The organism is Nocardia miyunensis NBRC 108239 (assembly GCF_001613065.1).
Taxonomy (GTDB): domain Bacteria; phylum Actinomycetota; class Actinomycetes; order Mycobacteriales; family Mycobacteriaceae; genus Nocardia; species Nocardia miyunensis.
Genome location: NZ_BDBQ01000116.1, coordinates 12,947 through 35,855, shown reverse-complemented (window position 1 = coordinate 35,855; position 22,909 = coordinate 12,947). Strand labels below are relative to the sequence as shown.

The following is a 22,909-nucleotide window of genomic DNA, read 5'->3' as shown; positions in this document are numbered from 1 at the left end:
CGACGCAGATGATTCGCCCTCGCCCCGGAAATCCGGAGCGGGGGCGAATTCGATTGCGGCGCTGGTCAGAACGGCCAGTTCGCCCGGTTGCCTTCCTCCAACAGACCGATCGCGGTGAATGCCGCGTCGCTCAGGCCGCCGAAGGTGTGGCGATGGTGCGAACCGCTGGGCGCATGACCCAGGCGATAACCCGCGAGATTCCAGGTGTACAGCGGAACCGCGGCGGGCAGCGCCCGGTCGACGTCCTGCCCCTCGGCCTGCTCGTCGGTGAGAATCACCACACGATCGTGCCCGTCGAAGTGGGTGCGCACCGCCCGTGCGGTGTCCGTACCCGCGCCGATGAAATAGCCGTCGGCCTGCCACCGTTCGGCCGCCCGCAGCAGGGCCTCGCCGGGCCGCAGGTCGAAGACCAGGCTGGATATCGAGAACGACACCAGATCGGCGTGCTCGCATCGGCTCGCCAGCGCGATCCCGAAGACCACGGCCGCGTCCCAGCGACGCAGCCGGCCGTCTCGGGAGAACACGGAATTCATCGAGGCGGACGTGTCCACCAGGACCAGGGTGCGACCACGCAGGGCCGGAACCGAGGACAGCGAGCGTCCCAGCGCCGGCTCGAGTGCCCGGCCCCAGCGCAGCGATGGTGCGGCCCGGTACGCGGACAGGAATCGCATCGGCAGCTGCCGGGATCGGGACACCTGCTCGGGATCGGCGAGTCGGGCGGCCACCTGCGCGGCGACCTCGTCGGACACCTCGGCCTGATCGAAATTGCGCAGGTTGCGTAGCAGCGCGGCGTAACCCATCGACGGGATCAGCGCTTCCCATACCCGGGCGTCGAGTGGACCCTGTAGCCAACCGGCCACCGATTCCCAGGTCATGCCCGCCGCACGCAACGTCGTGCGGGCGGTCTCGGCATCGTCGAACAGCGCACGACGTCGCGGGCCGGACGGCAGCGCGAGCAGTTCCGCGCGGGCGCGAATGATGCGCAGCCCGTCCGGGATCGCGGCGTTCCGGCTGTGGCGGCGGTCCAGGGCGTGCGCGAAAAGCTCACTCTGCCAAGGCTTGTCGTCCGCGGGCGCGGGATGCGCCAGATCCAGGACGTCGCCGAAACGCACGGCGTTCGCGGCCGAGTCCCACTTCAGGAGTGCGCGTTCGTCGTAGAGGCGGCGCACCGCGTCGGCGACACCGCGCTTGACCGGCTTGGGTAGTGCCCGCCCGTACGAGCTGAGCCAGTATGCCAGCAGCTCGCCCGGCTCGTCCGCCCGCTGTAGCACGGAATCGATTGCCTGACGGGACATTCCGGGCTCACCGGCGGCCAGTCGCGCCCGAGCGAACTCCGCCGCGCCCACGAGCGCGGCGCTGCGCAGGTTCGCCGATGTGCGCAGCCAACGCAGGAAACGCGCGGTCCATTCCGGATCGGCGAGGGTGTTCTCCCGGATCAGGGCGGCGTAGCGGCTGTCGCGCGCGTGGCCGGATTCGTAGAAGGTGTTCTCGCCCACCATATTCGACACCGCGAGCAGGAACAGCGCACTCTTCGGGGTGCGCTCGTACCCCGGCGCGCCCGCGTAGGTGCGTCCCGACGCCGTCCGCGCGGTCCGCACCGCCGACGTCGCGCCGGTTCGCATGTGTGAAGTGTCGAACTTGCTCACGGTATGCCCCCCGTGTCGTACGCGGGAGACCGGATCGCCGCCGGGGCGGTCGACGCGTGTGCGGGTCTCCCGAGGTCATCGTGACCCGCGGATTCTCCGAACTGCTGGAGAGTGGCCGTGGGCGTCGCACCGGGAGGTGCGAAACATTGCGCCCGAGAACAATTCGGCGACGGATCGGCGCCATCGGCCGCGTCGGATGTCGACGTTCCGGAGGCCGATCGTGCCTGTGCTCCCACTGGGAACCAATCGTTTCCCGCGCATCGGGCGTGATCAACAGGGTAGTGGTCGCGACCGGTGCGTCGCATCCTATTTTCCGAGGCCTCCGTGCTCGGGTGCGTGGCTGACGGCACTGTGGCACAAGGGGAATCGAACGGCCGCATCCGATTGGCCGCATCCGAATCGAATGCGGTCGTCGACCAGTGCCCGAGATCGAGTCGGCGACGGCACCTGAGCTGCTCTATCCATTGAGCTACCGGGCCGAAATGGCCCGGGTGGGATTCGAACCCACAACCTGCCGATCCGTAGTCGAAGTATCCGTTGCCTGCGCACCGGGCACGGGAAGAAATATACGTGCCGAATTCCGGTGCTGCCAGGTATTTTTCGCCGCTGGTCACGGGGTGCGGGGTGCGCGGGTCGACGGGCCGGTTCGCGGGGGCGGGCAGATCGACGTCCCGGACTCGGATGACGTGGCGATCCTGGTCCCGGGCGCATGGGCACGCTGTCGGTACGTGCTCAGTACGGCCTCTCGTAGTGGCGGTGATGGCAGATATCGCAATCACAGTCGAAATAGCCGATTCCGGCGCTCCCACGCGCGCCGCGACGTTCGGCGTCCTCGAGATCGGCGTACCAGGGCCGACGTTCCGCCGAACCGGCTGTTGCGGTGTTACTCATTCCTTGGGAATACCCATCCCGAGGCCCGTGGGAGTCACGGTTTCGGCACATGGGCGGTGACTTCACGTGCGGACCTCGCGACGCGAGATGCGCCGTCGGCGGTGGAGCCAGGTGTAGAGGCCGGTGAAGGTCAGCAGTATCGGAGTGAAACCTGCTGCCAGCCAGAGTGATCGGAGGGGCCAGGGGGCTATCGAGCCGAAGTGCAGTGCGTAGCTCCACTTGTCCCAGAGGGTGTTTCCGAGGGGGACGCTGCCGCCGCGGGTAATGGTCGCGGTGGCGGTGTGACGGTCGACGGCAACCGAGGTGGCCGGGAGGGAGACGATGCCGCGACCGACCGTCGCACCCTGTTCGAAGTCGATGCCGTAGGTGGCGGTGGGGTTCGGGCCGGGTTCCAGCACGCCCACCACGCGCCCGGTCGGGACCAGGACCCGCGCGGCCGCGACCGCGGAATCGGTACTCACATCGGGGCCGGTGCCGGGAACCGAGTACGCCGTGCGGGCGAGCGAATGGGTTCCGGTGAGCGCGTACCACGCCGAGGCGATCGCCGGGATCAGGAATCCGGCGCCGGTTACGGCCCAGAACAGCAGGAATACCATCGTGGCCGCGCCGAGGACGTCGTGCAGATCGCGAAACGCGCGATAGACGCCGCGGCGCAGATGGATCGCCAGACGCGCGCCGAGGTTCCTGATCCCGGGCCACCAGATGAGCAGTCCGCTCACGCACCACCAGGTCAGGGCCGCACCGAGCAGCGCGATCAGCCAGTAGCCCAGCGGAATGGTCAGCCACGTCCGGGCCAGCCACGGTTGATATCCGGGAAATTTCTCGCAGGACAGTGCGCAGGCGTGCAGGTTGGTGAGTAGTCCGAGAAATCCGCCGTTCGGGTCGGCCGTGCCCAGGACCCGTCCGCTGCCCGCATCGATGTAGGTGGCCGGGCCGGAATATCCCGAACGCACCTGGAATACGCCGTCGATCAGACGCGCTTGAGCCTGGGGCAGCGGTCGGGTCTGCCTGGTGATCCGGATGGCCTCGGCCGCCGTGATCGCCGGACGAGTATCGGTCGCCGCGAACAGCTCCGGATGATTCATCCGGTACAGCTCGGGCCGGAACAGCAGTACGCAACCACAGCTCACCTGGATCAGCAGTGCGATGCCGAGGACCGCCGTGACCCAGCGATGTACCGCCGCCGACCACCGGACCATCGTGCGCAGTGTGCGGAATCGCTTGAGTACCGGCACTTTTCGTCGACGCGGTGCGGCCCGAGGCGGGGTCCGGGCCGTCGTGGTGTCGGCTCCGCGCGCGTCGCGAGGTCTCCGAATCCTGGTGTCGGACTCCTCCGTGGTCGACATCGGTATCCCCTTCGACTCTGCTCGGCGCGTGTGGCTCCGGCGGAATGCCCGGCCGTCGACGTCCGGCGCATCACCCGCCCGCCCTGTTGACAAGGTAGCCTAACCTAACCAGTCTGTGGGGTCTCGTGTGGTATGCCCACGTGGCCTCGCCGACGCCTGCCTTCGGCCGTCCACCCACTCGCTCGGTAACTCGTGATGTGGGACGGGGATTGGTTGAATCCTCGTCCGGCTGTCCGCACCTGCTCAGGGGCTCGCCGGTGCTGACCGCATGGGTCGTTGAGCCGAAACAGTCAACGCTGCAACAGCTTTAGGGGCGGCGAGCCATTCACGAATAGTGTTGCGCACCAGAGTTTTCCGCGTGCACTCACGGTAGGCGTCCACGCCGTCGGCATCGATGCCGGCGCCGCGGCCCAGGGCGATCGCGCGCGGCACGTGCTGGTGCTGGGTGACGATGATCGCGCGGTCTATGCCGAACAGGTCGCGGGCCCGTTCGCAGGTCGCGCGGGTGGACAACCCTTCGCCGTCCGCGCGTATCAGGCCGGGCTCGACGCCGTGATCGAGCAGATAGCTTCGCATCGAAGCGATTTCGTCGCCGGACTCACCTTCCGCGTCGCCGGAGATCAGGACCTCGTCGACCTTGCGTGCCGTGAGCAGTTCCACGGCGACATCGAGCCGCCCGCGCAGATACGTCATCGGCTGCCCGTCCGGCCCGATCTTCGCGCCCGGCACGATCACCACCGGCGCCCGCGGCACGGTCGGCACGGTGAACCGGTGCCCGGCCGACAGCATCCGCAACCGGCCGTTGGCCGCGATCACGACCAGCGCCGACGCCGCACCCGCCCCGAGCAGCCCCCGCATCCACCATCTGCCGCACCGCCGCCATCGCTTCATCGCCACTACCTTTCCAGACGGTATCCCGGCCCTGCGGATGACGGACTTGCTCACCGCTCGCCGTCCTCGCCCGACGATGAATGTCCTGGTCAGCAGGGCTGTCGGGGTGAGAGCTACGGCGTGGGATCGGCGTATGTGAGACGCTGGCAGGGTGAACCGATTGGGTAACGCGACGTCGCCGTATCTGCGTCAGCACGCCGACAATCCGGTGGATTGGCGGGAGTGGGGGGCCGAGGCGTTGGCGGAGGCGGCCGCGCGGGACGTGCCGGTTCTGTTGTCGGTGGGGTATGCCAGTTGTCACTGGTGTCACGTGATGGCGCACGAGTCGTTCGAGGATGTGGGGACGGCGGGGGTGATGAATGCGAACTTCGTGTGCGTGAAGGTGGATCGGGAGGAGCGGCCCGATATCGACGCGATCTACATGTCGGCGACGGTGGCGATGACCGGTCAGGGCGGATGGCCGATGACGTGTTTTCTGACGCCGGAGGGGGAGCCGTTCTACTGCGGGACGTACTACCCGAAGACGCCGCGCGGCGGGATGCCGTCGTTCACGCAGGTGCTGACCGCGGTCGCGGATACCTGGCGGACTCGGCGGGCGGAGGTGAACGAGGCCGCGGGGCAGGTGGCGGACGCGTTGCGGGCGCAGGCCGGCGGGCTGCCGGTCGGTGATTTCGCGGTCGGGCCGGAGTTGCTGGATCACGCGGTGGCCGCGGTGCTGCGGGATGTCGATCCGCGGTACGCCGGATTCGGTGGGGCGCCGAAGTTTCCGCCGTCCGCGCTGTTGGAGGGGCTGCTGCGGCACGTCGAGCGCACCGGTGACGAGGCGGCGCGGGGCGCTGTGCTGGAGACGGCCGTCGCGATGGCTCGCGGCGGTATCTACGATCAGCTGCGGGGCGGATTCGCGCGGTATGCGGTCGATGCCGCCTGGGTGGTACCGCATTTCGAGAAGATGCTCTACGACAACGCTCAATTGCTACGCGTCTACGCACATCTGGCGCGGTCCGGTGCGCAAGAGCCTGCCGCGGAAGAACTTTCGCGCGGTGATCTGCCGCGGCGGGTGACGGCGGAGACGGCGGCGTTCATTCTCGACGATCTGGGCACCGATCAGGGCGGATTCGCCTCCGGGCTGGACGCGGACACCCATGTCGACCCGGACGGTCCGGGAGTCGAAGGCGCGACCTACGTGTGGACTCCGACGCAACTGAGCGAGATCCTCGGCCCGGACGATGGCACTTGGGCGGCAACGGTTTTCGGTGTCACCCCGGAAGGAAGTTTCGAACACGGCACGTCGGTGCTCACGCTGCCGGTGCCGAAAGGCCGAACCGGCGTCTCCGGTCCGGTCGATCTCGAGCGGTTCGATCGCGTCCGGAATCTGTTGCGGCAGGCCCGAGACGAGCGTCCGCAACCCGCGCGTGACGACAAGGTGGTCACCGCGTGGAACGGGATGGCGATCACCGCCCTGGCCGAGGCCGGGGCCGCCCACGCCCGGCCCGACTGGGTCGAGGCCGCGGCCCGATGTGCGCGAATGTTGTTGTCGGAACACGTGGTCGACGGTCGTCTGCGGCGCGCCTCGCTCGGCGGTGTGACCGGCGCGGCCCCCGGGATCCTGGAGGATTACGCCTGGCTGGCCAGCGGGCTGCTGGCCCTGTATCAGGCCACCGGCGAATCCGGCTGGCTCGCCCGGGCAAAGGAACTGCTGGACACTGCCATCGCTCATTTCGCCGACCCCGCCGCCGCGGGAGCGTGGTTCGACACCGCCGACGACGCCGAAACGCTCATCTCCCGTCCGCGTGACCCGCTCGACGGCGCAACACCCTCGGGCGCTTCGTCATTCGCCGAGGCGCTGCTGACGGCCTCCGCGCTGAGCGAACCCGATCGCGCCGCCCGCTATCGCGAACTGGCCGAGGCGACCCTGTCCCGCAGCGCGGTCGTCCTCGCTCGCGCCCCCCGATCCGGCGGCCACTGGCTCGCGGTCGCCGAGGCAGCGGTCCAGGGCCCGTTGCAGATCGCTGTCGCCCTGCCCGACGGCACCGATCCCGCCGCGGCCGAATTGCTCACCGCCGCACGCTGGGCTGCTCCCGGCGGATCGGTAGTCCTTGCCGGACAACAGGATTCAGCCCCGCTCCTGGACAGCCGCCCCCCGGCTGGCACTGCCCCGGCTGCCTACGTCTGCCGCGGCTCGGTCTGCGATCTCCCGGTAACCGATCCTCGAGCCCTGCGCTCGTCCCTCATGATCGGCACATCGGCAGGGCAGTGACTTCTGTCGACTGAATTTTCCGGATGTTCGCGATGCAGGCCGGTGAATCAGTGGCGTGGACCGACGGTCGTCCCGGCCGATGACAAACGTCCGTGGATCGGGCCGGCGATCTCTGCGTTGCCGGGGAGCAGGTGACCTGGTAGCGGTCGGGTGAGTCCGCCGCTACTTCCCATTCTCGAGAAAAGCCTGATAGCGGCATATGCATAGCGTGTGGCTATGAACTCTCACCTATTCGGCCGGGGGTGCTTGCCCAGCGCGGCGAGTCCTTGCAGGATGGCGGGGAGGAAGTGGTCGTCGGGGTCCGGATCGACCGCTCGAACAGGGAGTTCACGTGACCATACAACCTCGGAGGAACCGTTCGCACCGCCCGACTCGACGTGGGGCGATAGCGTTGACCGCGGGGGTCGCCGCGGTGGTATTTGCCACTGTAACGGCGGGCGCGGGCACGGCGGCGGCGCGGCATATCGGGGCCTTCGACGTCGGTGGCGCGATCGAGAAGGCATACGACAACGCGGGCGGCGCGAGCTTCTTCGGTAATCCGACCACACCCGAATCGGCCGCGCAGGGCGGCAAGTTCCAGGTGTTCGAGCGCGGCTGCTCGATCTACTGGTCCGTCGGCACCGACGCGCACGACATCTGCGGTCTCATCCGCGCCAAATACGCGTCGCTGGGCTGGGAGAAGAGCCCGCTGGGCTTCCCGCTCTCCGATGAGTCCAAGGCCGGGAACGATGGCGCCGGACGCTACAACATGTTCCCCGGCGGAGTCATCTACTGGTCCGAGGAGACCGGCGCGCACGTCGTCTGGGGTTCCATCGCCGGAGTGTGGCAGGGCAACGGCTCGGAGAAGGGCCGCTACGGCTACCCGACCAGCGACGAATACGACTACCGCGACGGCAAGGCGCAGGACTTCCAGGGCGGCCGGATCACCTGGCACCCGTGATCGCGAGCCGGAGTTGATCTGCGGGTCCGCCCCGTTGATCAGCCGTTCGCGAGCAGGTTCGCTGCTCGGTGAGTTCTTCCCCGCCTGAGGTGTGGTCCATGCTCGAAGCAGGCCGTAGTCACGCGGGCCGGACTTGTGGCGATCAGCGGTGCTTATTCGGGGCGAACTGCTTCGAGCGCTGGGTCGGATGCGGGAGCCACCGCGCCGTCCGAGGCGGGTCCGGCTCCGTTGTTGCCCGGGGCGGCGGTCTTGTCCGGGTCGACGCCTGTCGCGGGCGCGGCGATGTCGGTCCAGCAGTCGGTCGGTTGTTTGCGGCCGCGCAGGTGGATGGTGTCGTGTAGTTCCCAGGACGCGCTCTCGTTGCCCGAGGCCGCCTCGATGACGTTCTGGCTCACCAGGATTCGCCGCGGTACGTGTTTGGCCTCGGTGGTCAGCCGGGACGCCTCGTTCACCGCGTCGCCGATGACGGTGAATTCCAGGCGGGTGTCGGCGCCGACGTCTCCGGCGAAGACCGATCCGCGGGCGACGCCTATGCCGATGTCGAGCTCACCCCCGGCGGCCACCTCGTCGCGGATCCGGCGGGCGGCGCGCAGGGCCGGAGTCGCGTTGTCGCGCAAGGCGATCGGCGCGCCGAAGATGCACAGCGCGGCATCGCCCTCGAATTTGTTCACCAGTCCGCCGTTGTCCTCGGTGGCCTCGACGACGATCGAGAGCAGCCGGTTCAGTTTGGCCACGAATTCGCGCGGCGCGAGTTCGGTGGACAGTTCGACCGATCCCACGACGTCGACGAACAGCGCGGTCACCACGCGCACGTCGCCGGTGAGGTTCATGCCACCGGCCAGCGCGCGTTCGGCGACCTCGGCGCCCACGTGACGGCCGAACACATCCCGCAGCCGTTCGCGTTCGGACAGATTCTCGGCCAGTTCGTTCACCGAATGCTCGAGTCGGCCGATCTCGCTGGCGCTGCCCACCGGCACCCGCACCTCGAGATCGCCGTGCGCGATGCGGTCCAGGGCGCGGCGCAGCATCCGCAGCGGTGCGGCGACCGCGCGAGCCAGCGTCGCGGTGGCGATCGCGCCGACCAGTAGACCCACCGAGGACATGTACAGCGCGGTGTGGATGCGGTCGCTCGGTGCGGCGACCGGATCGGCGAGCACGGTGATCAGCATCAGCAGCGGCATCGCCCCGGATACCGTCCAGGACAGCACGACCCGGTTGAGCACCGTGGAACTCCAGTGCATCGTCCCGCCGAGCACCGTCGCGACCAGCGGGATCGCGGGCCGAATCAGCCGATCGACGATCAGCAGGGTGAAGCCGGCCGACTCGAAGGCGCCGAATGCGAACATCGCGCCGACCACGACGATCGCCCGCGACGGCACGACCTGCGCGAACAGTAACGTGACGATGACGACGCCGGGCAGCCAGATGGCCAGCGCCCGCAACGTGGTCGCCATCGGCAGATTCAAAAGCCGCCGCGCCTCGACCTCGGTCGGCTTGCGGCCGGTGTCCAGCCAGCCGAAGTAGTGGTTGCGATCGCGCACGGCGATCACGCCGCCGACCAGCGCGCCCAGGATCGGATAGATCGCGGTCTGCGCCAGGGCGCTCATCCAATCCGGTCCGAGCCGTCCGAGCAATCCGCTCAGCCACAGTTCGATGAGGATCACCGCGAGCCCGCCGACGTGGCAGGCCAGCACCACGGTCGACAGACCCCAGCGCATCCGCAGCGCCCACAGGATCAGCCGATTCATCATGGCGCGCAGGGGTTGGCGCTGACATGCGGCAGACGCGGTATCGATTCGTAGAGCACGAACGAGGAGCATAGAACCCGCGCGTGTGGCGTCGTCGGTTTCGACCGGATCGTGTCCGGTACGTCACAGGTGCGCCGCGCGGTCCCGGCGCACCGGCGGTCATCCGCGCACGACCAGCCAGACCGCGACGTAATGGCACAGGGCCGCGAGAACCGTTGCGGCATGGAAGAATTCGTGATGTCCGAAGACCGTCGGCCAAGGGTTGGGCCATTTCGCGGCGTAGAGGATCGCGCCGATGCTGTAGGCCAGGCCGCCCACCAGCAGCAGGATCATCGGGGCCACGCCGACGTTGTGCGTCATGGGCGCCGCGACCGGCACGATCGCCCAGCCCAGCACCAGATACAGCGGTACGCCGACCCAGCGGGGCGCACCCGGCCACAGCAGTTTGAGCGCGACCCCGGCCAGCGCGCCCGTCCAGACCACGATCAGCAGCGTGGTCCCGGTGCGACCGGGCAGTCCCAGGAGCGCGAACGGGGTGTAACTGCCCGCGATGAACAGGAAGATCATCGAATGGTCGGCCCGCTTCATATGGGTGCGGGCCCGCACACTCGACCAGGTCACCCGGTGGTAGGTCGCGCTGACCCCGAAGACGCCGCACACCGTGAGTCCGTAGATCAGCGTGGACAGGCCCGCGGTCGCCGAGACGGTCGCGGACGCCGTGACCAGCACGATGACCGCGACGGCGGCGATACCGACGGCCCAGGTGTGGATCCAGCCCCGCATTCGCGGTTTGACCGGGATGTGTGCCGCGAGCCCGAACGTTCCCAGGGCAGCGGGCGCGGGCGTCACCGAATCGGACAAGGCTTACCTCCTGAGTAACCTACGGTACCGTAAGTTAGCCATCCCGCCACCGCGAAGCAGATGACACGTCAGCGGCCAGGTTCTCGCCGATGTACGCAGCGTGCCGACAACCCCGGGGCGTAGGGTGGCTCTCCGTGAGGCTTGCAAGTCAGGTGCGTGGGCTGCCGTATCGCATCTATCAGGCGCGGCTGTCCAAACAGCTCGCAGGCAAACAACATCCACGTCACGTGGCCGTGGTGTGTGACGGAAATCGCCGCTGGGCGCGGGAGAACGGCTTCACCGACGTCAGCCACGGGCATCGCGCCGGGGCGCTGAAGATCGCCGAACTCGTCGGCTGGTGCGAGGCCGTTGGCATCGAGATGGTGACGGTCTATCTGCTGTCCACCGAGAACCTCAACCGCGATCCGGACGAGCTGGAGATCCTGTTCGAGGTGATCACCGACGTCGTCGAGGAGCTCTCCGCGCCGGAGCAGAACTGGAGCGTGAAGATCGTCGGCTCGCTCGGTGGGCTGCCGGAGGAGGTCGCGCGCCGGATGCGCAAGGCCGCCGACGAGAGCCACGGCCGCACCGGCGTGCACGTCAACGTCGCGATCGGCTACGGCGGCCGCCAGGAGATCGCCGATGCGGTGCGGTCGCTGGTCCGGCAGGAGATGACGGCGGGGGAGACGGGGGAGGATCTGGTTCAGTCGATCACCGTCAACGCCATCGGCCAGCATCTGTACACCTCCGGACAGCCCGATCCGGATCTGGTCATCCGCACCTCGGGTGAGCAGCGCATGTCCGGATTCCTGCTGTGGCAGAGCGCCTATTCGGAGATCTGGTTCACCGAGGCGTACTGGCCCGAATTCCGGCAGGTCGACTTTCTGCGCGCGTTGCGTGACTACGCCGCGCGACATCGGCGCTACGGGGTCTGATCACCGGGTTCGGGCCGGTGAACAACGGTTCGGCCCAGAATCTGTTGCATTGCATGATCATCGGGGTGGTCGTGGCCGTGCTCGCGTACCGTCCAGTACATGAGTGAGTCCGGGCAGCGCGGCGCGGTGGAGGTGGCGACGGCTTCGACGCCGTACATCAGCTACGAGGAGTTCGGTCGGCGATTCCTGGAATACGCCGCCTCGGAGGCGAGAATCACGGGTGCGTTCTCGCAATTGACCGGCGCCGCTTTCGATTTCGGTCCGATCGGGGTTGGCCCCGGCCGTTTGGCCAAGGTGAGCGCCCAGGTACAGCTCGGCGAGCCGGCTCTGGTGCGGAACCTTGGCGAAGAGATCACCTTCGAGCTGGCGATCCCGCTGAACGTCGATCTGCTGCTGGATCTGACCGTGGATCGCCATCGTTTCGCCGTCGACGGCGCGGTCCACGTCCATCTGACCGTCCGCACCGCCGAACCGCTGCGGGTGATCATCGATATCGCCGAACCGCGCCCCAGCGACGTCCGCGTCAACGTCGCGACCGCGACCCGTCGCGGCCAACTGCTGCGCCTGCTGGCCAGCGTCGATCATGAGATCCGCCGCTTCGTCGCCCGTTACGTCGCCCGCGAGATCCGCAAACCGCATATCGCCGCAGTCCGCGAAATCGACGTAGCCACCAGACTCGACGCCGCCTGGAAAGTCTGACGACTTCCGCGGTCGAGCCGAAAAGCCCTGCGCGGCCAGCGATATTACCGAGGGGCGAGGTTTTCATGGCTGGGAATATCGTATCGTGTTATCGATTTATCGTTTCGTGAAAGGTGCGTATGCGTAAGGCTGTTCGTCTCGGAGTTATCGGTATCGGCATTGTTGCGGGCGTCGCCACGGGTGCTTCGTCGGCCTCGGCGGGAACGGATATGGTCGGCCCCCATCCCGGTTGTGATGATCATGGGTTCTGCAAGCCCGGGGCTCCGCGTCCCCATTTTCGGCAGGACGACGATCCATTGGGTCCGACAATGCAATTGCTTCAGGACTGTCTTGCGACTGGTTCACACAGTCCCGACCCGGGCGTATGGTGTCCGGGCGGCGCAATTCCGCGCACCGGTATCTGACCCGAGCCGCTGACGCACGGCCTCGGATGGAGGTGTCCCAGGTTCCCGTCCGGAAAACTGGGTGCAGCCGCCATCCGAGGCCGGAATTACAACTTGCGCAACCGGATTCGGTTGATGCTGTGGTCGGAGTCCTTGCGCAGCACCAGGGTCGCGCGGGGGCGGGTGGGCAGGATGTTCTCCACGAGATTGGGGCGGTTGGTCGCGTTCCAGATCTCCTGGGCCGCGATCGTGGCCTCGGAATCGTTGAATCCGGCGTAGTGGTGGAAGTGTGAATTCGGATCCGCGAAGGCCGTCTTGCGCAGGGACAGAAAGCGATTCACATACCACTTCTCGATATCCTCGATCCGCGCGTCGACGTAGACCGAGAAATCGAACAGGTCCGAGACCATCAGGCGCGGCCCGGTCTGCAGGACGTTGAGCCCCTCCATGATCAGGATGTCTGGCTGGCGCACGCAGTGGAACTGATCGGGCAGGATGTCGTAGGCGATGTGCGAATAGATCGGCGCGCAGACCTCGGACGCACCGGATTTGACCTCGGTGACGAAACGCAGCAGTTTGCGCCGATCGTAACTTTCCGGAAAACCCTTGCGGTGCATGATTCCCCGACGCGTGAGTTCGGCTGTCGGATAGAGGAATCCGTCGGTGGTGACCAGATCGACCCGGGGGTGGTGATCCCAGCGGGCCAGCAGCGCCTGCAGCACGCGCGCGGTGGTGGATTTGCCGACCGCGACGCTACCGGCGATGCCGATGACGAAGGGAACCTGGTGATCCGGATGGGTCTCGCCGAGAAAGGTCGCGGTGGCGGCGAACAATCGCTGGCGGGCGGCGACCTGCAGGTGGATCAATCGGGCCAGTGGCAGATAAACCTCGGCGACCTCTTCCAGATCGATCTGCTCACCGAGTCCGCGCAGGCCGAACAGTTCCTCTTCGGTCAGGACCAGGGGAGTCGACTTTCGCAGGGTGCGCCATTGTTTCCGGTCGAATTCCACATAGGGACTCGGCTCACTCATCCGTGCCATTTACCCACGCTCTCGGTTCGGTGCACATGCCGCATACGGTCCGGACGCCGCATCGGTGGATCTCGCACCCGGCGTGACGGGATCCGGTGGGCAGCCCTGGCATAGCCGAATTCTCCTCGGGAGCAAGGACGCCCCGCACACGGGGTATTGTTACCCGTCGGTAACTATGCGTGACATTTGTCTCCCGGACCCGGGGTTTCGGATGCCCGCGTGCGGCCCGGACTGCGTGAACGCCCGGTCGCGGTATGGTCGGCTGTCATGGATGCGCATCCGCTCGTGACTGAATATCTGCGGCTGGGGCTGGCGTTCGACCGCCTCGAGCCTGGGTTCGTCGACGCCTACACCGGCGATCCCGCGCTGCGGCGCGAGGTGCAGGAGGGGCCCGCACCGCTGCCGGGCGAGTTGGCGACGCAGGCTGCGGCATTGCGCAAAGAACTGCCCGAGGCGGGCCTGCCCGCCGGACGCACCGAATTCCTCGACGTTCATCTGCGCGCGCTGGAATGTTCCGCGCGCAAGTTCGCCGGTGAGCAGATCTCCTTCATCGACGAGGTGCGCGCCTATTTCGACGTGGATATCGAGCCCGGCGACGAGCAGGACTACCGCGACGCGCATCGGCAGATGGACGAGGTTCTGGCCGGTGACGGGGCGTTGTTCGAGCGGGTGAGGGCGCATCGCAAGGCCGACGAGATTCCGCCCGAGCGGTTGAGCGAATGCGTCGCGGCGTTCTCCGGCGCGCTGCGCGAACTGGTCCGGGCGCGTTATCCGCTGCCCGATCACGAGCAGGTGGAATACGAGGTCGTCGGCGACAAGCCGTGGTCCGGATTCAATTACTACCTGGGCAACTACCGGTCCAGGGTCGCGATCAACTCCGACCTCAAACAACATATGGCGCATCTCCCGGCACTCATCGCGCACGAGGCGTATCCGGGGCATCACACCGAGCACTGCCGCAAGGAGGCCGGACTGGTCGGCGCCGGGCAGGACGAGCAGACGCTGTTCGTGGTCAACACCCCGCAGTGCCTGATGGCCGAGGGGCTGGCCGATCTGGCATTGCGTTCGATCGTCGGACCCGGCTGGGGGCGATGGGCTCAGGAGATCTACGCGGATCTCGGGTTGCGCTTCGATGGTGAACGCGCGGAACGACTTTCGAACGCGTCGGCGAAACTGCTGGGCGTGCGGCAGGACGCCGCGCTGCTCCTGCACGACCGAGGCCGCGATGCCGACGAGGTCGCCGGTTTCCTGGAGCGCTGGAGTCTGGCCACCCCCGATCGCGCCAGGCAGTCGCTGCGCTTCCTGTCCTCACCGCTGTGGCGGGCCTACATCAGCACCTATGTCGAGGGCTACCGCCTGCTCGGCGGCTGGCTCGACCGCGCCCCCGACGAGGACGACCGCGCCGATCGTTTCCGCCGCCTGCTCGACGAACCGCTGACCCCCGGAGCGGTCCGCCGCATGTGACGCCGGGGGCACCCGGACGAGACACAGGATTCGATGATCATCGAATCCGCCTGTGCTCAATACATCGGCACGGAACAATGCCCGCCGGAAAGCGTGCATACCAGCAGTGAGATCTGCTGCAGCAGGGCTTCGATGGGGCTCAGGGGTGCGAAGATCGGTTGCATCGTGGGTGCGCCTTTCCCGTGATCGAGTTATCCGCGTCCCAGTCTCGGCTCGCGCATCCCTGTTCGGAACACCCCGGTTCGGGTGCCGTAGGAATCGATGGCACAGTGAGGCTCTGATTCCGTCGAATCAGGTGGGGAGCCCACGCGCTTTGTGCTATGCGGGCCACTTAGACTGTGCTGGTGACCCAGACGACCGCCGCATCTGTGAATTCCCAGTCGCTCGCCGAACTCGATCCCGAACTCGCCGCCGCGATGGCGGGCGAACTCGCCCGGGAGCGCGACACCCTCGAGATGATCGCCTCGGAGAACTTCGTGCCGCGCGCGGTGCTGCAGGCCCAGGGCAGTGTGCTGACCAACAAGTACGCGGAGGGTTATCCCGGTCGGCGGTACTACGGCGGGTGCGAGCACGTCGACGTGGTGGAGAACCTGGCGCGCGAGCGGGTCAAGGAGCTGTTCGGCGCGGATTTCGCCAATGTGCAACCGCATTCGGGTGCGCAGGCCAACGCCGCGGTGCTGATGGCGCTGATGAATCCGGGCGAGAAGCTGCTCGGTCTGGATCTGGCCCACGGCGGTCACCTCACCCACGGGATGCGGCTGAACTTCTCCGGCAAGCTCTACGAGGTGCATGCCTACGGAGTGAACAAGGAGGATCACCGCGTCGACATGGAGGCGCTGCGTGAGCAGGCCCTGTCGGTGAAGCCGAAGGTGATCGTGGCGGGCTGGTCGGCGTATCCGCGGCATCTGGACTTCGCGGCGTTCCGGGAGATCGCCGACGAGGTCGGCGCGTACCTGTGGGTCGATATGGCGCATTTCGCCGGGCTGGTCGCCGCTGGACTGCACCCCTCCCCGGTGCCGCACGCCGACGTGGTGTCCTCCACTGTGCACAAGACCCTCGGCGGTCCGCGTTCGGGTGTGATCCTGGCCAAGCAGGACTTCGCCAAGAAGCTGAACAGCGCGGTGTTCCCCGGTCAGCAGGGCGGCCCGCTGATGCACGTGATCGCCGCCAAGGCCGCCGCGTTCAAGATCGCCGGGACCGAGGAGTTCAAGCAGCGTCAGGAGCGCACGCTCTCGGGCGCCAAGATCCTCGCCGAGCGCCTGACCGCGGCCGATGTGAAGGACAAGGGCATCACGGTGCTGACCGGCGGCACCGATGTGCACCTGGTGCTGGTGGACCTGCGCAATTCGGTGCTGGACGGTCAGCAGGGTGAGGATCTGCTGCACGAGATCGGAATCACGGTGAACCGCAACGCCGTTCCGTTCGACCCGCGCCCGCCGATGGTCACCTCCGGTCTGCGCATCGGCACCGCCGCCCTGGCCACCCGTGGTTTCGGCGACGCCGAATTCACCGAGGTCTCCGACATCATCGCCACCGCCCTCGCCGGTGGCGCGGATCTGGACGCACTGCGCGCCCGGGTCACCAAGCTGGCTCAGGACCGTCCGCTGTACCAAGGGCTGGAAGACTGGGGCCTGCTCGGCTGAGCGTTACCAGAGCACGAAGCGACGTGTGCCGCCGGTGAGCTCAGGCGCGTCGGCGGTCACGGTCGCGACCAGTTTTCTCGGCGTGGGATTCACCCAATGCCGTTGTGATGCGCCTTCTTTCAGCACCACCGTGGGTACGGTCTCGTTGCCATCGGCCACCGAGCGTACGAATGCCGCGGCCTCCGGGTCGCCCCAGATGTCGACCTCACGGTGAATGATCCCGTGGCGGTTGAGCACTCGTCGTAGCCGGGCGCAGTAGGGGCAGCCGGGGCGGCGATAGATGACCAGTTCCGGGGTGATGTCGTCGGACATACGACGTGAGTTTATTCGTCGTCGCGCCGGCATTCGATGGCAGCGGAACGGTTCGATCAGAACCAGGGCCAGTTTCGGTAGTCACGGCCCACCGTGGAGCAGCGCGGTCGGACCTGCCCGTCGAGAGCGAAGTGCCGCGTGGCGGTCCGAAGCCACACCGGCGAGATCCGCGATGCCGGGCCCGGATCGGTCGAAGGGATTGCCCGGCGACCCGGCCGTTCGCCGAGGTGAATCCCGCCCGACCAGCGGATGACGATATCGAGAGTTCTTGGTAGGCAGGCTGTTCCACCCGGTCCGATCCTCGCGGGGAGTGGCACGATTAGGGCGGTAGGACAGGCTCGACAGGAACAGGGACAGTGGCATGACCGATGTGGGGACCGGTCGTAGGAGCCGCGAGTCTCTTGAGCGGCCGGTGCGCGCGATCAATTCGTGGTTGATCGGCGCGGCGGTCGTGGCCGCGGCGTTTCAGATGTTCCTGCTGCCGTTGATCCTGCTGCCTCGCGACGCGACGTGGGGTTGGTCGCTGCTGGTTCCGGTGCTGCTGACCACGCCGTTCTGGTCGCTGATCCATGAGGCCGTACACGGCACCCTGATCCGCAGACGCGAGGTCAACGATCTGTGCGGGCGGGCGTTGGCTGTGCTGTACGGTTCGCCGTTCGCGATGCTCAAGAGCGGTCATCTGCTGCATCACCGGTACAGCCGGACCCGGGAACGCACCGAGATCTACGACCCCGCGACGTCCAGTTGGGCCAGGACCGCGCCCGGCTACTACGTGCGGCTGTGCGGCGGGCTCTACCTGCTCGAGGTCGCGGCATTGCCGCTGGCCGCGCTCCCGGCCTCGGCGATACGCGGACTCGGCCGGCGGGTGGACGCGCCGGATTCGGTCGCGGGACCGCTCTTCGAACGGATCGCGCAGGCCAAGGTGGTGCGGCAGTTCCGTGCCGACGCGGCCGCGATCGTGGTGCTGTACGCCGCGGCGTTCCTCGCCTACGGCGGATACGGCTGGATGCTGCTCGCGGCGCTGGGCGGGCGGGCGTTCGTCATCTCCCTGTCGGACAACGCCTACCACTACGGCACCGACCTGGACGCACCGCTGGAGGCGTTGAATCTGCGGCTGCCCCGGGTCCTGGAACAGGCCGCGCTGAGCTTCAACCTGCACGGGGTGCACCACCGTCATCCGGGGCTGCGCTGGTACGAACTGCGGGCGGAGTTCCTCGACGAGGGCGGCGAGTACGACCTCGGCTGGGCCGCGGCGGCCGCACGGCAGTTCCGCGGGCCCATCGAACTGGGGTGAATCCGGATTCGGGTGAGTCGCGCGCTATCGGAGCGACCTCGTCCGGTACCGGCTGATCGACGCTCTAGCCTGGAACAGGAGTCCCGCCGCCGCGCTTGCTCGTCGGCGGCGGGATCCGCGGGGATCGGCTAGTCCTTGTGCACCAGCGGGCTCAGCGCCTTACCGGCGAGCTCGAGCACGCCGGGCTCGTGGCCGTTGGCGATCATGTTGACGATGATTCCGTCCACGCCGTGATCCAGCACCCGACGCTGAATCTGCTCGGCGACGTCGTCCGGGGTACCGGCGAACTGGCGGTCGCGCATGGCCGCGCCGGACTGGTTGGCCGGAAGCGAGTCCTGGAGCTTGCGGGCGCGATCGCCGTCCTCGTCGATGACCGCGGTGGCCAGGAAGCTGGTCTCCAGGGTCTTCGGATCGCGGCCGTTCTCCTCGCAGCGGGCATGCAGCGCCTCGATCTTGCGCGGCAATTCGGTTGGGTCGCAGATGATGTTGAGGTGATCCGCGTAGCGGGCCGCCATGCCGAAGGTCTTCTTCTCTCCGCTGCCGCCGAGCATGATCGGCAGGTCATCGCGAATGCGAGGCTCGTTCAGCGCCTCGCGGGTGTGGTACCACTTGCCCTCGAAGGTGGGATGTTCCCCGCGCAGCATCGGCGTGATGATCTGCAGCGCCTCCTCCAGACGCTCGAAACGCTCGGTGAAGGTGCCGAATTCGTACCCCAGCCCGATGTGCTCGAACTCGTACCATCCCGCGCCGATGCCGAGCACCGCGCGCCCGCCGCTGACCACGTCCAGCGTGGTGACGGTCTTGGCCAGCATCGCCGGATTCCGGTAGGTGTTCCCGGTTACCAAGGTGGACAACTGAATTCGCTCGGTAGCGGTGGCCAGTGCGCCCAGCGCGGTGTACGCCTCGAGCATCGGCTCCTCGGGCGCCCCGAGATTCGGCAGCTGATAGAAGTGGTCCATCACGAACGCGGCGTCGAACCCCGCCGCCTCCGCTGCCCGAGCTTGCTCGATCACCGAGGGGAACAGCTCCCGCGCCGACGCCGCATGAGAGAAGTGCGGCATCTGAAACCCGAGCCGAATCCGCCGCTTACCGTTCGGCCCGGAACCCTGCGTCTGTGCGTTCGTCATGGGTGAAACGCTATGACTTGGAGTGCACTCCAAGTCAACGTCACCGGAGCCTGTTTCGCTGTCGGCGAATCACGCTTCCCGTAGCCGTCCTTCTCAGCCGTGTTTGCTGAGGTACTCCAGGTACAACGGCCGCAGGATCTCCGCGATCTCCCCGTCTCCGGCGTGCGCGTAATCATCCAGCATCGGCAGGATGTATTTGATGTCGGCGGCGCTCTCGTCGACATTGCCCGTGGCGGCCTCGGCCGCGGGGATCTGTTCGAGCAGCCGCCACAGGAAACGCACGTCACCGTGGCGCACGGCGTACTTGACGGCACGATCGTGCAGCTCCTTCGACGAGAGCTTCTCCAGTTCCGCAGCATCGGCCATACGACGACTCTATCGGCTCGGACCGTGCGGGTCTCGCGCGTCGCGGTAATTCGTGCTGCGATGGAGGTATGGCACAGCAACCGTCGGCGAGCTTCGCCGTGAAACGTGTCTACGACGCACCCGACCCGTACGATGGCCGCCGCGTACTCGTCGACCGACTCTGGCCACGCGGCATCAGCAAACAGCAGGCACACATCGATGAGTGGTTGAAGGCGATCACTCCGACGAACGATCTACGTCGCTGGTTCCACGCCGACCCGCAGCATCGCGCGGCGGAGTTCGCCAGCAGATATCGGGACGAACTGCACGACGAGGAACATCGGCAGGCGATCGAGCATCTGCGCGAGCTGCGGGCGTCCGGTCCGGTCACTCTGGTGACCGCGGTGAAAGACCCTGCGCACAGCCACATTCCGGTTCTGCTGGAACAATTCGGCGAGGAATCTGCATGATCGTCCGGGATGCCGGATTCTCGAGTCCGAGGGCTGCCGAGCCGCCTGTGCAACGTCCGAAACCGCTCGAGCAGCGGATCTTTCGTGATCCGGCAGCCGAATGCGCGAATGACTCGCTGAGATACATATCACACCGGGGCATCGCGCTTGCATCCCCGGTCCAGCCGCACGTTAACGGGAACTTCACCAACACGCTTGCCGAACCGGCAAGCCGGATCGGCGAAACCGCAGTAACGTCGGATGTGCGGACCGCGTAGGTGTGGTTCGTACGGGAGGTCCTGATCGTGGCTGAGCAGCTCAGTGCGAAGGGGCCGGCACCCGGCCCTCGGGTCGCATGACCCCGGGGCGGACCGGTCCAGCGAGATAGGTCCGGGCGGGTGTAGCCCGGGCAACAAAGGAGCCCACCGTGACTGATGCACGCTCCGTCATCGCTTCCTCGAATGCCCGCTCCGATGTGAGCGGAGGCTCCGGAAAGGGAGCCCACACCTCCGGGTCCGGTGAAAAATCCGGACTGAAAACCTTCGTGATCGACACCTCCGTACTGCTGTCGGACCCCTGGGCCGTGTCCCGCTTCGGCGAGCACCAGGTCGTCCTGCCGCTGGTGGTGATCAGCGAACTCGAAGCCAAACGCCACCACCACGAACTCGGCTGGTTCGCGCGGGAAGCGCTTCGGCTGCTGGACGATCTGCGAATCGAATACGGACGGCTCGACGAGCCGGTTCCGATCGGGTCCCTGGGCGGCACGCTGCACGTGGAGCTCAATCACACCGATCCGGAGGTGTTACCGGTCGGATTCCGCACCGACACCAACGATTCCCGCATCCTGGCCTGCGCGCTCAATCTCGCCGCCGAGGGCCGCACGGTGGTGCTGGTGTCGAAGGATATTCCGTTGCGGGTCAAGGCCGGTGCGGTGGGTCTGCAGGCCGACGAATACCACGCGCAGGACGTCATCACCTCCGGCTGGACCGGGATGACCGAACTCGAGGTCGCCGCCGACGTCGTGGACCGGCTCTACGCCGATTCCTCGATCGATCTGGACGAGGCCCGGGATCTGCCCTGCCACACCGGAATTCGTCTGCTGGGTACGAACGGCAGTGCGCTGGCACGGGTGACGCCGGACAAACGGGTGCAATTGGTGCGCGGCGACCGGGAGGCGTTCGGGCTGCACGGGCGCTCGGCGGAACAGCGGGTTGCGCTGGATCTGCTGTTGGACGAGAGCGTCGGCATCATCTCGCTGGGTGGCAAGGCGGGCACGGGTAAATCCGCGCTGGCGCTGACCGCCGGTCTGGAAGCGGTGCTGGAACGGCGATCTCAGCGCAAGGTGGTGGTCTTCCGCCCGCTCTACGCGGTCGGCGGCCAGGAACTGGGTTATCTGCCCGGATCCGAGAGCGAGAAGATGGGCCCCTGGGCGCAGGCGGTGTTCGACACCCTCGACGGGCTGGCCAGCCCCGAGGTGATGGAGGAGGTGCTGGCCCGCGGCATGCTGGAGGTGTTGCCGCTGACGCATATTCGCGGCCGGTCCCTGCACGATTCGTTCGTGATCGTCGACGAGGCGCAGTCGCTCGAGCGCAATGTGCTGCTGACGGTGCTGAGCCGGTTGGGCAGCGGGTCGCGGGTGGTGCTCACGCACGATGTCGCCCAGCGCGACAATCTGCGGGTCGGCCGGCACGACGGCGTCGCGGCGGTGATCGAGAAACTCAAGGGGCATCCGCTGTTCGCGCATGTCACGCTCACGCGCAGCGAGCGGTCGCCGATCGCCGCGCTGGTCACGGAGATGTTGGAGGAGTACGGCCCGCACGCCTGATTGCGGAGGATTTGCAGTATCCGGAAATCTCGAGGGGTCGGCAGGTATATTGCGCCAAGATACCTGTTCGGCGCGACTCAGTTGAAACATTAGTGGTTCGCTGATTCGTAGCAGGACACCGGCTTCGGGTTGCCGGTGGTCCGTTCTGCGCGGGCCGTCGGCAACCTCTCTCGAGAGGATGGATATGCACCACTTCGCTCGACGTTCGGCCGCGACGACCATGACACTTGCCGCGGCGGCGCTGCTGTTCACCGCCGCCTGCAGCAGCAATGACAACAACAGCTCCAGCAGCACCACCACCGCCAACGCCTCGGCTGCCAACGGCGCGAACGAATCCGGCGCGAACGAATCCGGCGCGAACAAGTCCGGTGCCAACGAATCCGGTGCGAACAAGTCCGGCGCGAACGGGGCCGCGGAGGAGACCAAGATTCAAACGCCCGCTGGCGAGATCGCCGTCTCCGGGCACCTGCTGGCCAAGTACAACGAGATGGGCGGTCCCGCGGGCACACTCGGCGCGCCGACCGGCAACTCGGTGAACGGCCCGAACGGCGGTTCCTGCCAGGAGTTCACCGGTGGCGCGATCTGCTGGAGCGAACAGACCGACGCGCACGTGGTCTGGGGTGAGATCCGCAAGGCGTGGGACAGCAACGGCGGCCTCAACGGCAAGCTCGGCTATCCGACCAGCGATGAGAAGGACATCGCCAACGGTAAGCAGAGCGACTTCACCGGCGGCAGCATCACCTGGGTGAACAACCAGACCTCGGTGACGATGAAGTAGTTCGCATCGTGCTGTGTAACAGCCCGGGGACGAGGTTCCCGGGCTGTTGTACGGTAAATGCCCGT

General features: G+C 67.1%; 20 protein-coding genes and 1 tRNA gene. 10 read left to right on the top strand and 11 right to left on the bottom strand.

What is annotated here, in order from left to right; translation table 11 throughout:
- Positions 1–65 precede the first annotated feature (65 nt).
- The 5 genes from NM2_RS41815 to NM2_RS41805 form a co-directional block, all read right to left on the bottom strand.
- Positions 66–1,622, bottom strand: a complete 1,557-nt coding sequence (locus tag NM2_RS41815; RefSeq protein WP_174575747.1) for a TROVE domain-containing protein — start codon at positions 1,620–1,622, stop codon at positions 66–68.
- Between the two features lie 507 nt (positions 1,623–2,129).
- Positions 2,130–2,200: transfer RNA gene (locus NM2_RS49850), tRNA-OTHER, on the bottom strand.
- A gap of 178 nt (positions 2,201–2,378) precedes the next feature.
- On the bottom strand, positions 2,379–2,537 hold the full coding sequence (locus tag NM2_RS49845) for a hypothetical protein (protein ID WP_157121756.1): 159 nt from the start codon (positions 2,535–2,537) through the stop codon (positions 2,379–2,381).
- A gap of 62 nt (positions 2,538–2,599) precedes the next feature.
- Complete coding sequence (locus NM2_RS41810) at positions 2,600–3,883, bottom strand: PepSY-associated TM helix domain-containing protein (RefSeq protein ID WP_084532090.1); 1,284 nt, start codon at positions 3,881–3,883, stop codon at positions 2,600–2,602.
- 243 nt (positions 3,884–4,126) lie between these two features.
- Positions 4,127–4,774, bottom strand: coding sequence for a SanA/YdcF family protein (locus NM2_RS41805; protein ID WP_084532089.1), 648 nt, complete (start codon positions 4,772–4,774; stop codon positions 4,127–4,129).
- Positions 4,775–4,925: 151 nt separating this feature from the next.
- Here NM2_RS41805 and NM2_RS41800 point away from each other — a divergent pair, with 151 nt between their 5' ends.
- On the top strand, positions 4,926–7,031 hold the full coding sequence (locus NM2_RS41800) for a thioredoxin domain-containing protein (RefSeq protein WP_067681911.1): 2,106 nt from the start codon (positions 4,926–4,928) through the stop codon (positions 7,029–7,031).
- Positions 7,032–7,422: 391 nt separating this feature from the next.
- Complete coding sequence (locus NM2_RS41795) at positions 7,423–7,971, top strand: LGFP repeat-containing protein (RefSeq protein WP_067681910.1); 549 nt, start codon at positions 7,423–7,425, stop codon at positions 7,969–7,971.
- Between the two features lie 152 nt (positions 7,972–8,123).
- Here NM2_RS41795 and NM2_RS41790 read toward each other — a convergent pair whose 3' ends face one another.
- Positions 8,124–9,722 carry an adenylate/guanylate cyclase domain-containing protein gene (locus tag NM2_RS41790; RefSeq protein ID WP_245718498.1) on the bottom strand — a complete coding sequence of 533 codons (1,599 nt, stop codon included), beginning with the start codon at positions 9,720–9,722 and terminating at the stop codon, positions 8,124–8,126.
- Positions 9,723–9,878: 156 nt separating this feature from the next.
- Complete coding sequence (trhA, locus tag NM2_RS41785) at positions 9,879–10,547, bottom strand: PAQR family membrane homeostasis protein TrhA (RefSeq protein WP_157121764.1); 669 nt, start codon at positions 10,545–10,547, stop codon at positions 9,879–9,881.
- A gap of 167 nt (positions 10,548–10,714) precedes the next feature.
- Here trhA and NM2_RS41780 point away from each other — a divergent pair, with 167 nt between their 5' ends.
- A complete protein-coding gene (locus NM2_RS41780) occupies positions 10,715–11,494 on the top strand; it encodes an isoprenyl transferase (RefSeq protein ID WP_067681904.1) in 780 nt (259 codons plus the stop codon).
- A gap of 99 nt (positions 11,495–11,593) precedes the next feature.
- Entirely contained in the window at positions 11,594–12,193 is a 600-nt protein-coding gene (locus NM2_RS41775) for a hypothetical protein (protein WP_067681901.1), read from the top strand.
- Positions 12,194–12,683: 490 nt separating this feature from the next.
- On the opposite strand, the gene coaA is transcribed toward NM2_RS41775, so the two are convergent.
- Complete coding sequence (gene coaA, locus NM2_RS41770; RefSeq protein ID WP_067681899.1) at positions 12,684–13,616, bottom strand: type I pantothenate kinase; 933 nt, start codon at positions 13,614–13,616, stop codon at positions 12,684–12,686.
- Positions 13,617–13,874: 258 nt separating this feature from the next.
- Between coaA and NM2_RS41765 the strand changes: the two genes are divergently transcribed.
- Both NM2_RS41765 and glyA read left to right on the top strand, forming a co-directional pair.
- Positions 13,875–15,071 (top strand): DUF885 domain-containing protein, encoded by a 1,197-nt coding sequence (locus NM2_RS41765; protein ID WP_067681941.1) that lies wholly within the window; start codon positions 13,875–13,877, stop codon positions 15,069–15,071.
- Between the two features lie 344 nt (positions 15,072–15,415).
- Positions 15,416–16,714, top strand: a complete 1,299-nt coding sequence (glyA, locus tag NM2_RS41760) for a serine hydroxymethyltransferase (RefSeq protein WP_067681939.1) — start codon at positions 15,416–15,418, stop codon at positions 16,712–16,714.
- A 3-nt stretch (positions 16,715–16,717) separates the two neighbouring features.
- Here the strand turns inward: glyA and NM2_RS41755 are convergent, their stop codons facing one another.
- A complete protein-coding gene (locus NM2_RS41755; protein ID WP_067681898.1) occupies positions 16,718–17,026 on the bottom strand; it encodes a glutaredoxin family protein in 309 nt (102 codons plus the stop codon).
- Between the two features lie 361 nt (positions 17,027–17,387).
- Here NM2_RS41755 and NM2_RS41750 point away from each other — a divergent pair, with 361 nt between their 5' ends.
- Positions 17,388–18,320, top strand: a complete 933-nt coding sequence (locus tag NM2_RS41750; RefSeq protein ID WP_067681897.1) for a fatty acid desaturase family protein — start codon at positions 17,388–17,390, stop codon at positions 18,318–18,320.
- Positions 18,321–18,448: 128 nt separating this feature from the next.
- On the opposite strand, the gene NM2_RS41745 is transcribed toward NM2_RS41750, so the two are convergent.
- Positions 18,449–19,447: an LLM class F420-dependent oxidoreductase gene (locus NM2_RS41745; protein WP_067681895.1), complete on the bottom strand. Its 999-nt coding sequence runs from the start codon at positions 19,445–19,447 to the stop codon at positions 18,449–18,451.
- A gap of 93 nt (positions 19,448–19,540) precedes the next feature.
- On the bottom strand, positions 19,541–19,813 hold the full coding sequence (locus NM2_RS41740) for a hypothetical protein (RefSeq protein WP_067681893.1): 273 nt from the start codon (positions 19,811–19,813) through the stop codon (positions 19,541–19,543).
- Between the two features lie 68 nt (positions 19,814–19,881).
- Between NM2_RS41740 and NM2_RS41735 the strand changes: the two genes are divergently transcribed.
- From NM2_RS41735 to NM2_RS41725, 3 genes are all read left to right on the top strand, one after another.
- Positions 19,882–20,262 carry a DUF488 domain-containing protein gene (locus NM2_RS41735; protein ID WP_067681891.1) on the top strand — a complete coding sequence of 127 codons (381 nt, stop codon included), beginning with the start codon at positions 19,882–19,884 and terminating at the stop codon, positions 20,260–20,262.
- Between the two features lie 511 nt (positions 20,263–20,773).
- Entirely contained in the window at positions 20,774–22,066 is a 1,293-nt protein-coding gene (gene phoH2 / locus NM2_RS41730; protein WP_067681935.1) for an RNA 5'-3' helicase PhoH2, read from the top strand.
- Between the two features lie 184 nt (positions 22,067–22,250).
- Positions 22,251–22,844, top strand: a complete 594-nt coding sequence (locus NM2_RS41725; RefSeq protein WP_067681932.1) for an LGFP repeat-containing protein — start codon at positions 22,251–22,253, stop codon at positions 22,842–22,844.
- The last annotated feature ends 65 nt before the right edge of the window (positions 22,845–22,909 follow it).

What these genes read in the sequence shown, in the direction of transcription:
- NM2_RS41815 (WP_174575747.1), bottom strand. Translation starts at nt 1,622, where the DNA reads ATGCGAACCGGCGCGACGTCGGCGGTGCGGACCGCGCGGACGGCGTCG.
- NM2_RS49845 (WP_157121756.1), bottom strand. Translation starts at nt 2,537, where the DNA reads ATGAGTAACACCGCAACAGCCGGTTCGGCGGAACGTCGGCCCTGGTAC.
- NM2_RS41810 (WP_084532090.1), bottom strand. Translation starts at nt 3,883, where the DNA reads ATGTCGACCACGGAGGAGTCCGACACCAGGATTCGGAGACCTCGCGAC.
- NM2_RS41805 (WP_084532089.1), bottom strand. Translation starts at nt 4,774, where the DNA reads ATGAAGCGATGGCGGCGGTGCGGCAGATGGTGGATGCGGGGGCTGCTC.
- NM2_RS41790 (WP_245718498.1), bottom strand. Translation starts at nt 9,722, where the DNA reads ATGATGAATCGGCTGATCCTGTGGGCGCTGCGGATGCGCTGGGGTCTG.
- NM2_RS41775 (WP_067681901.1), top strand. Translation starts at nt 11,594, where the DNA reads ATGAGTGAGTCCGGGCAGCGCGGCGCGGTGGAGGTGGCGACGGCTTCG.
- coaA (WP_067681899.1), bottom strand. Translation starts at nt 13,616, where the DNA reads ATGGCACGGATGAGTGAGCCGAGTCCCTATGTGGAATTCGACCGGAAA.
- NM2_RS41765 (WP_067681941.1), top strand. Translation starts at nt 13,875, where the DNA reads ATGGATGCGCATCCGCTCGTGACTGAATATCTGCGGCTGGGGCTGGCG.
- NM2_RS41755 (WP_067681898.1), bottom strand. Translation starts at nt 17,026, where the DNA reads ATGTCCGACGACATCACCCCGGAACTGGTCATCTATCGCCGCCCCGGC.
- NM2_RS41750 (WP_067681897.1), top strand. Translation starts at nt 17,388, where the DNA reads ATGACCGATGTGGGGACCGGTCGTAGGAGCCGCGAGTCTCTTGAGCGG.
- NM2_RS41745 (WP_067681895.1), bottom strand. Translation starts at nt 19,447, where the DNA reads ATGACGAACGCACAGACGCAGGGTTCCGGGCCGAACGGTAAGCGGCGG.
- NM2_RS41740 (WP_067681893.1), bottom strand. Translation starts at nt 19,813, where the DNA reads ATGGCCGATGCTGCGGAACTGGAGAAGCTCTCGTCGAAGGAGCTGCAC.
- NM2_RS41735 (WP_067681891.1), top strand. Translation starts at nt 19,882, where the DNA reads ATGGCACAGCAACCGTCGGCGAGCTTCGCCGTGAAACGTGTCTACGAC.
- NM2_RS41725 (WP_067681932.1), top strand. Translation starts at nt 22,251, where the DNA reads ATGCACCACTTCGCTCGACGTTCGGCCGCGACGACCATGACACTTGCC.